Origin of the sequence: Streptomyces aurantiogriseus (genome assembly GCF_014649375.1) — a bacterium.
GTDB lineage: Bacteria > Actinomycetota > Actinomycetes > Streptomycetales > Streptomycetaceae > Streptomyces > Streptomyces aurantiogriseus.
On the sequence record NZ_BMSX01000004.1, the window covers coordinates 483711 to 496649 of the forward strand.

Below are 12939 nucleotides of genomic sequence, written 5' to 3' on the forward strand. Positions count from 1 at the left end.
CGTTGCCTGGGGGCTGCCGCCCCCAGACCCCCGCTTCGGCCCTGAACGGGCCTCGTCCTCAAACTCCCCCGGAGGGGGCACCCCCGGACGGGCTGGTGGTCCGCAGCTCGGCGACATAGGTGTCCGTTCCCGGAACGGTCGGGATGAACGGCGCCACCAGCTCCACCCTCCCCAGCCCCGACTCCCCCACCGCCTCCCCGAGGCCCGCGAAGCGGTCCTCCCAGCACTCCCTCGGGTCGGTCTCCAGGAACCACAGCAGGGTCAGGCGGGTGTCGACGCCCTCGACCTGCTTGACGTACGTCATGCGGTCGCCGGGGAGGGGGGTGGGGCGGAAGACGGTCACCATCGCCGTCGGGGAGCCCGCGAGGCGCCTGGGGAGGTGGCGGGTGCGGAGCCACTCGAGGAGGCCGGCGCGTTGCTGCGGGGACTCCGAGTCGACGACCTGGAGGACCAGGCCCCGGTAGGGGTGGTCCAGGGCGTGGAAGTCGCGAGGGCCCGCCGCGCCGTCCCGGTACACCGTCGTCTCGTGGTCCTGGAACGCCGTGAAGACGTGGGTGCGGTCGCGGTAGACGCGGGCGTCGCGGTTGAGGCGCTTGTTGATGGCGACCGTCCAGCGCATGTGGTCGTCGTAGCGGCCGGCGGTGATCCAGTAGGTGGAGAGGTAGCAGCCGGCGGTGACGGGCTCGGCGACGGCCGACTTCTCCGGCCGGCGGAGGAGTTGGAGGTCGCGGGTCGCCACCCAGCGGCGGCCGGCGTACATCCAGGGCATGGCCATCGCGCCGGCGTAGTAGTGGTCGTCCTCGTACCAGCGGTTGTAGGCGTACTCGTGGCCAGGGTGCGGTTCGACCATGGTGATCAGGGCGTGTCCGGGGTGGACCCCGTAGGGGCCGACGGCGGCCAGTTCGGCGTACGTCTCACTGCGGGTCTCCCCGTGGTTCTCCCCGTGGGTCGCCGCCCGGGTCTCCTCGCTCATGGCCTTCCCCTTCCTCTTCCTCTTCCTCTTCTTCGGCGGGTCGCCCATACTCTGACGCTCCGTCAGATAATGCGCCAGGGTCAAGGAGAGCCGTCATGTCACTGCTCACCGGCAGGACCGTCGTCGTCTCGGGAGTCGGCGCCGGGCTCGGTCACCAGGTCGCCGCTGCGGTCGTACGGGACGGCGGGAACGCGGTACTGGGGGCGCGGACGGAGGCGAACCTCGCCAAGAGCGCGGCCGAGATCGATCCGGACGGCAGGCACACGGCGTACCGGGCGACGGACATCACCGACGAGGGGCAGTGCGCGGCGCTGGCGGGGCTGGCGCGGGAGCGGTTCGGGGGGATCGACGCGGTGGTGCATGTGGCGGCGTGGGACTCCCACTTCGGCGGGCTGGAGGACGCGGACTTCGCGACCTGGCAGTCGGTGCTCGACGTGAACCTGCTGGGGTCGCTGCGGATGACACGGGCCTGCCTGGACGGGCTGAAGGCGCGGGGCGGGTCGGTGGTGTTCATCGGGACGCAGTCGGCGGTGGCGGCCCCCTCACAGGTGCGGCAGGCGGCGTACGCGGCCTCGAAGGGGGCGTTGACCAGCGCGATGTACTCGCTGGCGCGCGAGCTCGGGCCGTACCGGATCCGGGTGAACACCGTGCTGCCGGGGTGGATGTGGGGGCCGCCGGTGCGGGCGTACGTGCAGTTCACGGCGGCGACGGAGGGGGTGTCGGAGGAGGTCGTCCTGGGCCGGCTGGCCGAGCGGATGGCGCTGCCCGAGCTGGCCACGGACGGGGACGTGGCCGATGCGGCCGTGTTTCTCGCCTCGGACCGGGCGCGGGCGATCACCGGGCAGTCGTTGCTGGTCAATGCCGGGGAGTTGATGCGATGAGGGGCTGATTCCAGCCAACTTCCACTCCGGGTAGCTGTTCAGATTCATGAACTCAGGTCACCACGGAGAACTTTTTTGCGTGCTCTTGACCTTCCGCTTGCTTGCCGCGGGCATGCCACCGAACTCAGAGTTCACATGCCTGACCCTGGCGGCGGACCCTGGAAGGGGGCACATGAACGGTCTCGACTGGGCCGTGCTCATCGGCTACTTCGGCGTGATGGTCGCCATCGGCGTCTGGTCCCACAAACGGGTCGACAACGTCAGCGACTTCTTCACCGCGGGCGGCAAAATGCCGTGGTGGCTGTCCGGCATCTCGCACCACATGTCGGGCTACAGCGCGGTGATGTTCACCGGGTACGCCGGCATCGCCTACACCTACGGCGTCACCTCCTTCGTCACCTGGTCCTTCCCCATCGCCCTCGGTATCGCCATCGGCTCCAAACTGTTCGCGCCCCGCATCAACCGGCTCCGCTCACGTCTCCATGTCGCTTCCCCGCTGGAGTACCTGAAGAACCGGTACGACCTGAAGACGCAGCAGGCGCTGGCCTGGTCCGGGATGCTGCTGAAGATCGTGGACGTGGGCGCCAAGTGGGCCGCCATCGCGACCCTGTTGTCGGTGTTCACCGGCATCTCGCTGAACCAGGGCATCCTCATCACCGGCACCATCACCGCCGTCTACTGCACGATCGGCGGCCTGTGGGCCGACGCGCTCACGGAGCTGGGCCAGTTCGTCATCCAACTTCTCGCCGGCATCGCGATGTTCGTCGCGGTCCTGATGGAACTCGGTGACAAGGGCCTCGGACCCGTCAGCGCGTGGGACGAACCGGCGCTGCAGGGCCACGAGAAGCCGCTGGTCGCCGACTACGGCGTGGTCTTCCTCATGGCGTTCCTGTTCATCAAGCTCTTCGAGTACAACGGCGGCATGCTCAACCAGGCCCAGCGCTACATGGCCACGCCCACCCCGCAGGAGGCCGAGCGGTCCGCGCGGCTGTCGGCGGCGCTGTGGCTGGTATGGCCGCTGGTCCTGTTCTTCCCGATGTGGATGTCGCCGCTGCTGGTGGAGTCCCAGAAGCCGGACGGCTCCGACTCCTACGCCCTGATGACCGAACAGCTGCTGCCGCACGGCCTGTTGGGCCTGGTCATCGTCGGCTTCTTCTCCCACACGATGGCCATGTGCTCCTCCGACGCCAACGCCATCGCCGCCGTCTTCACCCGGGACTGCGCGCCGGTGGTGTGGCCCAGGGCACGGACGTGGAGCCAGGGCCAGGGCCTGCGGGTGGCCCGGATCGCGACGGTCGTCTTCCTCGGCCTGTCCATGGCGGCGGCCACGCAGGTCAACTCGCCCGCGTTCAAGGACATCATCACCGTCGTGATCAAGTGGGTGGCCGGCCTGATGGGCCCGATGGCCATCCCGATGATGCTCGGCCTGCTGCGCCCGTTCCGCCGCTCCGGCCCGACGGCCGCCCTGGTGAGCTGGTCGATGGGCCTGCTGGCCTTCTGGCTGGTCAACTACCCGATCAACTGGAACGTCGAGGGCGGGGTGCCGCTGCAGTACCAGGTGTCGGTGCCGCTGGCGGTGTCCCTGGTCCTGTACATCCTGGTCGGCTTCGTGAAGCCGGAGGACACCCCGGAGCGGCTGGCGATCATCGACCGGATCAACTCGGACGGGGACGGCGACTCCTCGGGTGCGGCGGCCGCGGCACCGGAACCTCGGGACGCGATGCCCGCACCGGTCAAGGACTAGGACCTAGGCACCCCGCGGATAGCGGGCCATCCATCCCGGTGACGCCCCCGCGGGGCCGTGCAGGGCCGGGCCCTGGGTCATCTCCATCGCGAAGTCGTCGGCCAGTTCCAGGATCGTGGGGCGGCCCTCCAGCTCGGCCAGCCAGGCCGGCGGGAGGGCCGTCTCGCCGTGCAGGGCACCGAGCAGACCGCCGGCCAGGGCGCCGGTGGAGGCGGAGGGCGCGCCGTGGTTCACGGCGAGGCGCAGACCGTGGCGGACGTCCTCCGCGACGAGCGCGCAGTAGACGGCGGCAGCCAGCACACCCTCCGCGGTCCCCCGCCCCGCCAGTTCCTCCACCCTCGTCGGCCCGGGCAGCCCCTGCCGTACGGCGCCCAGCGCGTGCTGCAGCGCCTCCGACACCGGTTCGTGCCCCGGTCGCGCGGCCAGCAGGGCGAGCGCCCGCTGCACCGCGCCGTCGAGACTCTCGCCACGGGCCAGCGCGTGCACGGTCACCGCGTACGCGCCCGCCGAGAGGTACGCCGTCGGGTGGCCGTGGGTCTGGGCCGCGCACTCGACGGCGAGCTGGGCGACGAGTTGCGGCTCCCAGCCGACGAGCAGCCCGAAGGGCGCCGAACGGGCGGTGGCCTCCGGCCCGGTCTCGCCCGGGCTCTTGGGCGCCTCCAGCGTGCCCATCATGTCGTCGCCGAGCCCGAGCAGCAGGGCGCGGGCCGGGTCCCGGCGGGCGTACAGCCACTCCTCGCGGGCCAGCCAGCCGTCGTCCTTGCGACGCAGGTCGGGGCCCCAGTCGCGCTGGGTGGCCGCCCATCTCAGATACGCCCGGTGCAGATCGGTCGGCGGATGCCAGGCGCCGGTGTCCCGGCGGACCTGGGCGCGGATGAGGCCGTCCACGGTGAAGAGGGTGAGCTGGGTGAGATGCGTGACGGCGCCCCGGCGGCCGTAGGCGGGGGCGAGGTCGACGAGCCCCTCGGGCCCGTGCGCCTGCCGGATCTCCTCCAGTCCCAGCCCGTCGACGGGAGCCCCGAGCACGTCTCCCACCGCCGCGCCCAGCAACGTGCCCCGCACCCGGCTACGGAAGTCCTGCTGTTCGGTACGGCCCCAGACGGCGCCGGCTGTCGCACCCACCATGTCCTCCCGGGCACCGTCCGTACGTACGACGATCGCCACTGTAATCGACGGAGGCCGGGGCGTTGAGGGGCGAGCGACGCGGGTGTCTCCGCGGCGGCCACTATGCCCCCTCTGGGCCCGCTCTGTGCCGGGACTGCGGGGTGGAGGCCTGGTGGAGGGCCGGTGGAGACGGACGAACGGACGACGAGTGCGGCGGGCCGGGCCAGGCCGGGTGGGCTGGGCTGGCCGGGCTTCTGGCCGGGCTTCTGGCCGGGCTGGGCCGGGTTCCAGGAGTACCTCTGCCCAGAACCTCACGTTCGGGTGAATCTCCCCAATCGCCGCAACCGCACGACTTCATCCCGGGTCGTACACCCACACATCGTCATTCATGCCTCGGGGAGACCATGAGCCAGCAGTACCCACAGCACCAGCCCGGATTCGGAGCACCCCAGCAGCCCGGATGGGGTCCGCCGCCCCCGCCGGAGAAGAGCCCCGCCGGGAAGATCATCGGTCTCGGCTGCCTCGGCGTCGTCGCCCTGTTCGTCGTCATCGGCATCATCGCCGCCCTCGTCGGCGGGGGCGGCGACAGCGAGGACGCCGGCACCACCGGCGCCGGGAGCAGCGCCCCCGCCGCCGCCCAGGAGAAGGACACGGCGCCGCAGAAGGACGAGCCGCCGGCCGAGGAGGAACCGGAGGAGAAGTCTCCCGTCGCCGTCACGGCGAAGAAGACGTCGTTCGCGAAGAGCATCCTCGCCGACGGCGGCGACTACACCAGCGTCCTCGTCACGATCACCAACAACGGTGACGAGCAGATCGACGTGAACCCGCTGTACTTCACGATCACCGACACGGACGGCACCAAGCACACCGCCGAACTCGCCGTCGACGAGAACCAGATCGACACCGTCACCCTCGCCCGTGGCGAGAACGTCTCCGGCACCGTCACCGGCAAGGGCACCTTCACCCCGAAGTACGTGACCTACACCGACGGCCTCCTGGGCGACTCCGTACGCACCGAGGTCTCCTGATCCCGGTACGAACAGTGCCCGGTGACCCCGGCTCCGCCGCGGATACCGCCCGCGGCGGGGCTTCCGCCATTTCTGGCGCGATGTGTGCGGGAGGGGACGGCCGTCGCGGGCAGACCTTCCACCATGACTGCCATGAACTCAACAGCCTCAACTGCCCCAACTGCCCGCGCCGTCACGCTGACGGCCACCCTCCTCACCGCCGCCGTCGCCCTCTACACCGCTCTCGTCGCCTTCGGGAACATCACCGACTTCGGGACCAACCAGCAGTTCGTGAGACATGTCCTCGCCATGGACACGACGTTCAAGGACGACGACCTGATGTGGCGGGCGATCACGAGCAAGGGCCTTCAGGACGCGGCATACGTCGCGATCATCGTCTGGGAGACCGTCGCCGCGCTGGTGCTGATCGCCGGGACGTGGTTCTGGATACGGCGGGACCTGGGACGCGCCCGGCGCGTGTCCACGTACGGGCTGCTCATGCTGATGCTGCTGTTCGGGGGCGGGTTCATCGCGATCGGCGGGGAGTGGTTCGCGATGTGGCAGTCCGGGGACTGGAACGGACTGGACGCGGCGACGCGGGTGTTCGTCTTCAGCGGGATCGTGCTGATCGTGCAGTATCTGCCGCTCGGCCGGTCGGCCGAGGACAGCGACTGACTACTCGACCACCCGTACGTTCGTCCCCGTCGCCCCGAACGCCCACAGCGCCGAGCCGTCGGCCTTGGCCATGCGGATACCGCCGGTCCGGGCACCCGAGGCCGGCGGCGGGGACGAGCCGTCGACCGCGTTGGAGAAGGCTATGTTGACGCCCGACTTGGCCGAGAAGTAGATGATGTGCTCGATCTGGACTCCGTCCGAGCCCGTGGTGGCGTCCTTGCGCAGGGACACCGTGTAGCGGCCCGGGTCGGGGTTCACGGTGCCCGGCCAGACGACGAAGGTGCGACGGGCCTCGTCGTCCGCGTCGACCAGCCAGACCCGCTTCTGCTCCAGCGAGTAGACGATACGGCGGCCCGTGCCCGAGCCGTCCGGGACGGGCGCCGCCGGAGCCGCGGAGGGGGACGGCGAGGGCTTCGAACCCGCACCCGCCGTGGCTGACGCGGTCGGCCTGGCGGCCGTCGCCGTCGGATGCGGGCCCTTGTCGGCCTGCACCGTCAGTACGGCGACCGCCGCGATCGCGCCGGTCGTCAGACCGGTGACCCAGGCCCACGAGGGAAGCCGTCGGGCAGCCACGGGCACGCATCTCCTCAGTCTCCAGCCCCGATACCGGGGGTCGGATCATCGTACTGTGAGGCGCCTGTTGCCCGGCCCTCAGTCCAGCACCGGCAACAGCTCCGGCAGATGCCCGTCCGAGGCCGCCGCCGCCTTCCGCCGTTCCTCCGGGACCTCGCCGTACAGGGTCGTGCGGGGCTTCGCCGGGCGGCCCGCCGCCTCCGCCACCTCGATCAGGTCCTTGACGGACTTGTAGGAGCCGTAGGAGGAGCCCGCCATACGGGAGATGGTCTCCTCCATGAGGGTGCCGCCGAGGTCGTTCGCGCCGGAGCGGAGCATTTCCGCCGCGCCCTCCGTGCCCAGCTTCACCCAGCTGGTCTGGATGTTCGGGATCCAGGGGTGGAGCAGCAGACGGGCCATCGCCGTGACCGCCCGGTTGTCCCTGGTCGTCGGGCCGGGGCGCGCGATGCCCGCCAGGTACACCGGCGCGTTCGTGTGGATGAAGGGAAGCGTCACGAACTCCGTGAAGCCGCCCGTGCGTTGCTGGATCCCGGCCAAGGTGCGCAGGTGGGCCAGCCAGTGCCTCGGCTGGTCCACATGGCCGTACATCATCGTCGACGACGAGCGGATGCCCAGTTCGTGCGCCGTCGTGACGACCTCGATCCAGGTGGCCGTCGGCAGCTTGCCCTTGGTGAGGATCCACCGCACCTCGTCGTCGAGGATCTCCGCCGCCGTGCCGGGGATGGAGTCGAGGCCGGCCTCCTTCGCGGCCGTCAGCCACTCGCGGACGGACATACCGGTGCGGGTGGCGCCGTTCACGACCTCCATGGGCGAGAACGCGTGGACGTGCATGCCGGGGACGCGCTCCTTCACCGCCTTCACGATGTCGAAGTACGCCGTGCCCGGCAGGTCGGGGTGGATGCCACCCTGCATGCAGACCTCCACCGCGCCCACGTCCCAGGCCTGTTGGGCGCGGTCGGCGACCTGGTCCAGGGAGAGGGTGTAGGCGTCGGCGTCCGTGCGGCGCTGGGCGAAGGCGCAGAACCGGCAGCCCGTGTAGCAGACGTTGGTGAAGTTGATGTTGCGGGTGACGATGTAGGTGACGTCGTCGCCGACCGCCGACTTCCGGACATCGTCCGCGACACGGGTGAGGGCGTCCAGGGCGGGGCCGTCCGCGTGGAGGAGGGCCAGGGCCTCGGCGTCGGTGAGCCGCGTCGGGTCGTCGGCCGCCGTGCGCAGGGCCTCGCGTACGTCGGTGTCGATGCGCTCCGGCCGCATGCCGGGGGCGGCGGCCTCGCGCAGGGCGCCCCAGTCGCCGTACACCTCGTCGAAGTCGTCACGGCGGTCGGTCGTACGGCCCTCGGTGTCGATGGTGCGGTGCAGGTCCGTACGGCCGGAGGCCTCGAACGCCTCCTCCGGTTCCTGCCACGGACGGCCTTCGACCACGGCGTCGGGCCGCGCCAGGCCCGTCCGCGGGTCGGCGAGGGCGCGGACGTGGGGCAGGAGGCGCGGGTCGAGCCAGGGTTCGCCGCGCGTGACGAACTCCGGGTACACACACAGACGTTCCCGCAGCGCGAAGCCGGCCGCCTCCGAGCGCGCGGCCAGCTCCTCGATCTGCGGCCAGGGGCGCTCGGGGTTGACGTGGTCGATGGTGAGGGGGGAGACACCGCCCCAGTCGTCGATACCGGCGCCGATGAGGCGTTCGTACTCGCTGTCGACGAGGTTCGGCGGGGCCTGGAGGCAGGCGCTCGGGCCCATGATGTGGCGGGCCACCGCCACCGTGGCGACCAGTTCGTCGAGTTCCGCGTCGGGCATGCCGCGCATCGCGGTGTCCGGCTTGGCGCGGAAGTTCTGGATGATCAGTTCCTGGACGCCGTGGTAGGCACGGGAGATTTTGCGGAGCGCGAACAGGGACTCCGCGCGCTCCTCGTACGTCTCGCCGATGCCGATGAGGATCCCGGAGGTGAAGGGGACGGAGGAGCGGCCGGCGTCCTCCAGGACCCGCAGGCGTACGGCGGGTTCCTTGTCCGGGGAGCCGTGGTGCGGGCCGCCGGGCTCGGACCACAGGCGGGTGGCGGTGGTCTCCAGCATCATGCCCATGCTGGGCGCGACGGGCTTGAGGCGCTGGAAGTCGGTCCAGGTCATCACACCCGGGTTGAGGTGAGGGAGGAGGCCCGTCTCCTCGAGGATGCGGATCGAGATGGCGCGGACGTAGGCGATCGTGTCGTCGTAGCCGTGCGCGTCGAGCCACTCGCGCGCCTCGGGCCACCGCTCCTCGGGCTTGTCGCCGAGGGTGATCAGGGCTTCCTTGCAGCCGAGGGCCGCGCCCTTGCGGGCGATGTCGAGGACCTCGTCGGGGGACATGAACATCCCGTGCCCGGCGCGCCGCAGCTTGCCCGGCACGGTGACGAACGTGCAGTAGTGGCACTTGTCCCGGCACAGCCGGGTGAGGGGGATGAAGACGCTCTTCGAGTAGGTGATGACGCCGGGGCGGCCGGCCGCCTCCAGGCCCGCGTCCCGCACCCGGGCGGCGGACGCGGCCAGGTCCTCCAGATGCGCGCCGCGCGCCTGGAGCAGGACCGCCGCCTCGGAGACGTCGAGGGCGACGCCGTCCCGGGCACGTTTGAGGGCGCGACGCAGGGAGCTCTCGGTGGGGCCGGTGCCGCCGGGGCGGTCGGCGGGGCCGGTTCCGGAGGTCGCGGAAGTCGTCATCCTTTGAGGATACGTTCGAGCTGATCAGGGCCGACCAGGGTGCCCGATTCGTCCGTCACCAGCAGTCATCACACGGTGTCACTGGTACCGGCGAGATACCCGCCGTACTCGTCCAGCAGCCGCAGCACCTCCGTCTCCCCCGCCGGCGGCAGCTGCACCACGGCCTCCTCGATGCCCAGTTCGGCGTAGTACGCGAGCTTGCCCGGGGACGGGTGGACGGCGTACGGGACGACCTGGAGCGCGCCCGGGTCGCGGCCGGCGTCGGCCCAGGCCGCGCGCAGGGCGGGCAGGGACTCGGACAGACCGCGCCCGCCGATGGGCAGCCAGCCGTCGGCGTACTCGCAGATGTGGGAGAACAGCTTGGGGCCGGCCGCCCCGCCGATCAGGGTGCGGGGGCCGACGACCGGGCCGCGCGGCTTCTGTACGGGCTTGGGGTGGGCCTCGCTGGCGCGGACGGAGCCGAACTCCCCCGCGTACGCCGTCGGCTCCTCCGACCACAGGGCGCGCATCAACGCCATCCGGTCCCGGACGAGTTCACGGCGCGTACGCCACTCGACGCCGTGGTCGGCGGCCTCCTCGACGTTCCAGCCGTAGCCGAGGCCGAGCGTGAGCCGCCCGCCGGAGAGGTGGTCGACGGTCGCGATCTGCTTCGCCAGGTCGATCGGGTCGTGCTGGGCGACGAGCGTGATGCCGGTGCCGAGGCCGAGCTGCTCCGTCACGGCCGCCGCCTGGCCGAGGGCGACGAAGGGGTCGAGGGTACGGCCGTACTCGCGCGGCAGGTCGCCGCCCGCGGGGTAGGGCGTGGTCCGCTCCACCGGGATGTGCGTGTGCTCGGGCAGGTAGAGCCCGGCGAACCCGCGCTCCTCCAGCTCACGGGCGAGGCGGGTCGGGGTGATCGTCTCGTCGGTGAGGAAGATCGTGACGGCGATGCGCATGGAGGGCCTTTCGTCCGACGCGGCGACGCGGGTGTCGTCGCCCTCATCTGTACCTTCGGAACGGCCGCCTGTCCATACCGACCGGTCGGCATCAATGAGGGGCGGCGGTGAGCGCGCTCACGGGCGGCGGCGGGCGCGCACGGCCTCGAGGGCTCGCTCGGCCGGGTGCGGCGGGAGACGGCGGCAGTGGGCCGCGAACCGGTCCCGGCGCCCCGGCCACCAGCGCACCGTCGCCCAGCCCAGCGGCACCGCGCACCTCACCCACAGCACCAGGCACCCGAACAGGGCGCTCGCGAGCGGCCCGACGCCGCTGGTGGGGTACGTCTCGCCACTGTGCCTCCCCTCCTTCCGACGCCCGTCGATTTCCTTCCCTTCGTTGGGAGTTCACATCCGCGGGGAACGGTTGCGGGCATGTGTGACGACGACGCAAGGATCGGAAGACGCGCGCTGTTCGTGACGGGTGCCGCCGCCGCGCTTACGCTCTCCAGCGTGAGCTTCGCGTCGGCCGCGGGCCAGGAGCAGCAGACGAAGACCGTACGGGGCACCCTGCCCACCGGGTCGCCCGACTTCGTGTACGTACCCGTCGAAGTCCCCTCAGGAGTACGGGAGTTGCGGGTCGCGTACACCTACGACCGCCCCTCAGTCCCCGCCGGCACACCCGGCAACGCGCTCGACATCGGCATCTTCGACGAACGGGGCACCGAGCTGGGCGGGAAGGGCTTCCGGGGCTGGTCCGGGGGCGCCCGCACGGAGTTCTTCATCCGGGCGGACGAGGCGACGCCGGGGTACCTCGCCGGTCCGGTGCGCCAGGGCACGTGGCATGTGGTGCTGGGCCCCTACACGGTGGCACCGCAGGGCCTGACGTACGAGCTGACGATCACGCTGACGTACGGCGAGCCGGGCGAGACCGCCCGGCCGGCGTACCCGCCGGAGCGGGCGAAGGGCCGGGGCCGGGCCTGGTACCGGGGCGACTGCCACCTCCACTCCTGGTACTCGGACGGCCGCCGCACACCGGCGGAGATCGGCGCGCTGGCGCGGGCGGCGGGCCTGGACTTCATCAACACGTCGGAGCACAACACGCACGCGGGTCACGCTCATTGGGCGGAGGTGGCCGGCGACGACCTCCTGGTCCTGCTCGGCGAGGAGGTCACGACCAGGACCGGCCACGTCGTGGCCCTGGGCACGGACCCCGGCACCTTCGTCGACTGGCGCTACCGGGCCCGTGACAACCGCTTCGCCCGCTTCGCCCGCCAGATCCGCCGCGCGGGCGGCCTGGTCGTCCCCGCCCACCCGCACGCCACCTGCATCGGCTGCGGCTGGAAGTTCGGCTTCGGCGAGGCGGACGCGGTCGAGGTGTGGAACGGCCCCTACACCCCCGACGACGAGGTCGCCCTCGCGGACTGGGACGCGATGCTGGTGACGGGCGTACGGGAGGGACGACGGGACTGGATCCCGGCGATGGGCAACAGCGACGCGCACCGGGACCCGGACATGGTCGGCCTCCCCCAGACGGTCGTCCTGGCCGACGACCTGACCCGGGACGCGATTCAGGAAGGCATCCGGGCAGGCCGCTCGTACGTCGCCGAGTCCAGCAAGGTGTCGCTGACCTTCACGGCGACCGGCGGACGCGGCGAGCAGGCGGGGATCGGGGAACGGCTGGCGGTCGAACAGGACACCCCGGTGACCGTCCGCCTGGAGGTGAAGGGCGCACCCCGCTGCACGGTCCGCTTCGTGACCGACCAGGGCGTGCTGCTCACGAGCGGCCCGTTGCCGGTGTCGGGCGAGGGGGTCGTGGAGTGGCGTACGACGCCGTCGTACGCGGCGTACGTCCGGGCCGAGGTACGGCACGAGGTGGCGGCGGGGCCACTGCCGGGGGCGTTGGCGGCGTTCACGAATCCGGTGTTCCTGGGCCGCTAGCGGTTCACCAGGCGGCTACGACCTGGCAGCGGGGCGCAGCCGCAAGCGCGGGGACAGCGTCTGGACCAGGGCCAGGGTGCTGAGGGCGAACATCACCACGCCCAGGGGGACGTGGAACGAGGGCACGTGGGCGATGCCCAGCGCGACCTGCGCCGAGGCGAGAAGGAGGAAGCCGGTGGCGTACAGGGCGGGGCGGGGGGATCCGCCGCCCGGGCGCCAGGCCAGGACCGCGGCGAGCAGGTACAGCATGGTGGCGGCGTACATGACCTTCGATCCGACGTCGTGCATCAGATAGCCGTGGGACGAGGTCAGCAGCATGCCCGCGGTGACCGCCTGGAAGAAGAGGGTCAGGGTCTGCAGGGCTATCGCGGTCCTGAGGAAGGTGAGGCCGCGCGGCGCGACGGCTATCCGGGTGGTCATGGTGTGGTCCCCCTCTTGT

The 12939-nt window shown here is 71.4% G+C and carries 11 protein-coding genes; 5 read left to right on the forward strand and 6 right to left on the reverse strand.

Translation table 11 applies throughout. The features are described from left to right. Window positions 1–58 precede the first annotated feature (58 nt). On the reverse strand, window positions 59–973 hold the full coding sequence (locus tag IE263_RS11705) for a hypothetical protein (RefSeq protein ID WP_189935108.1): 915 nt from the start codon (window positions 971–973) through the stop codon (window positions 59–61). 95 nt (window positions 974–1068) lie between these two features. Here IE263_RS11705 and IE263_RS11710 point away from each other — a divergent pair, with 95 nt between their 5' ends. Continuing rightward, window positions 1069–1854 (forward strand): SDR family oxidoreductase, encoded by a 786-nt coding sequence (locus IE263_RS11710; RefSeq protein WP_189935110.1) that lies wholly within the window; start codon window positions 1069–1071, stop codon window positions 1852–1854. Between the two features lie 172 nt (window positions 1855–2026). Continuing rightward, window positions 2027–3598 carry a sodium:solute symporter family protein gene (locus IE263_RS11715; RefSeq protein ID WP_189935112.1) on the forward strand — a complete coding sequence of 524 codons (1572 nt, stop codon included), beginning with the start codon at window positions 2027–2029 and terminating at the stop codon, window positions 3596–3598. 3 nt (window positions 3599–3601) lie between these two features. Here IE263_RS11715 and IE263_RS11720 read toward each other — a convergent pair whose 3' ends face one another. Continuing rightward, on the reverse strand, window positions 3602–4720 hold the full coding sequence (locus tag IE263_RS11720; RefSeq protein WP_189935383.1) for an ADP-ribosylglycohydrolase family protein: 1119 nt from the start codon (window positions 4718–4720) through the stop codon (window positions 3602–3604). A 386-nt stretch (window positions 4721–5106) separates the two neighbouring features. Here IE263_RS11720 and IE263_RS11725 point away from each other — a divergent pair, with 386 nt between their 5' ends. Together IE263_RS11725 and IE263_RS11730 are read left to right on the forward strand one after the other, a co-directional pair. Beyond that, entirely contained in the window at window positions 5107–5730 is a 624-nt protein-coding gene (locus IE263_RS11725) for a DUF4352 domain-containing protein (protein ID WP_189935114.1), read from the forward strand. Between the two features lie 132 nt (window positions 5731–5862). After that, on the forward strand, window positions 5863–6384 hold the full coding sequence (locus IE263_RS11730) for a DUF2165 domain-containing protein (protein ID WP_189935116.1): 522 nt from the start codon (window positions 5863–5865) through the stop codon (window positions 6382–6384). Here the strand turns inward: IE263_RS11730 and IE263_RS11735 are convergent, their stop codons facing one another. The 3 genes from IE263_RS11735 to IE263_RS11745 all read right to left on the reverse strand — a co-directional run bounded on the left by IE263_RS11735 (window position 6385) and on the right by IE263_RS11745 (window position 10583). Continuing rightward, window positions 6385–6963, reverse strand: a complete 579-nt coding sequence (locus tag IE263_RS11735; protein ID WP_189935118.1) for a hypothetical protein — start codon at window positions 6961–6963, stop codon at window positions 6385–6387. 72 nt (window positions 6964–7035) lie between these two features. Next, a complete protein-coding gene (locus IE263_RS11740) occupies window positions 7036–9648 on the reverse strand; it encodes a bifunctional FO biosynthesis protein CofGH (protein ID WP_189935120.1) in 2613 nt (870 codons plus the stop codon). Window positions 9649–9716: 68 nt separating this feature from the next. After that, window positions 9717–10583 carry an LLM class F420-dependent oxidoreductase gene (locus tag IE263_RS11745; RefSeq protein WP_189935122.1) on the reverse strand — a complete coding sequence of 289 codons (867 nt, stop codon included), beginning with the start codon at window positions 10581–10583 and terminating at the stop codon, window positions 9717–9719. A 411-nt stretch (window positions 10584–10994) separates the two neighbouring features. Here IE263_RS11745 and IE263_RS11750 point away from each other — a divergent pair, with 411 nt between their 5' ends. Further along, the gene (locus IE263_RS11750; protein ID WP_189935124.1) at window positions 10995–12500 is read left to right on the forward strand and encodes a CehA/McbA family metallohydrolase; all 1506 of its coding nucleotides are present in this window, start codon (window positions 10995–10997) and stop codon (window positions 12498–12500) included. A gap of 15 nt (window positions 12501–12515) precedes the next feature. On the opposite strand, the gene IE263_RS11755 is transcribed toward IE263_RS11750, so the two are convergent. Beyond that, window positions 12516–12920: a hypothetical protein gene (locus IE263_RS11755; RefSeq protein ID WP_189935126.1), complete on the reverse strand. Its 405-nt coding sequence runs from the start codon at window positions 12918–12920 to the stop codon at window positions 12516–12518. Between the last annotated feature and the right edge of the window lie 19 nt (window positions 12921–12939).

Excerpts from the sequence above, each read along its gene's own strand:
- IE263_RS11705 (WP_189935108.1), bottom strand. The coding sequence starts at position 973 with ATGAGCGAGGAGACCCGGGCGGCGACCCACGGGGAGAACCACGGGGAG.
- IE263_RS11710 (WP_189935110.1), top strand. The coding sequence starts at position 1,069 with ATGTCACTGCTCACCGGCAGGACCGTCGTCGTCTCGGGAGTCGGCGCC.
- IE263_RS11715 (WP_189935112.1), top strand. The coding sequence starts at position 2,027 with ATGAACGGTCTCGACTGGGCCGTGCTCATCGGCTACTTCGGCGTGATG.
- IE263_RS11725 (WP_189935114.1), top strand. The coding sequence starts at position 5,107 with ATGAGCCAGCAGTACCCACAGCACCAGCCCGGATTCGGAGCACCCCAG.
- IE263_RS11730 (WP_189935116.1), top strand. The coding sequence starts at position 5,863 with ATGAACTCAACAGCCTCAACTGCCCCAACTGCCCGCGCCGTCACGCTG.
- IE263_RS11740 (WP_189935120.1), bottom strand. The coding sequence starts at position 9,648 with ATGACGACTTCCGCGACCTCCGGAACCGGCCCCGCCGACCGCCCCGGC.
- IE263_RS11745 (WP_189935122.1), bottom strand. The coding sequence starts at position 10,583 with ATGCGCATCGCCGTCACGATCTTCCTCACCGACGAGACGATCACCCCG.
- IE263_RS11750 (WP_189935124.1), top strand. The coding sequence starts at position 10,995 with ATGTGTGACGACGACGCAAGGATCGGAAGACGCGCGCTGTTCGTGACG.
- IE263_RS11755 (WP_189935126.1), bottom strand. The coding sequence starts at position 12,920 with ATGACCACCCGGATAGCCGTCGCGCCGCGCGGCCTCACCTTCCTCAGG.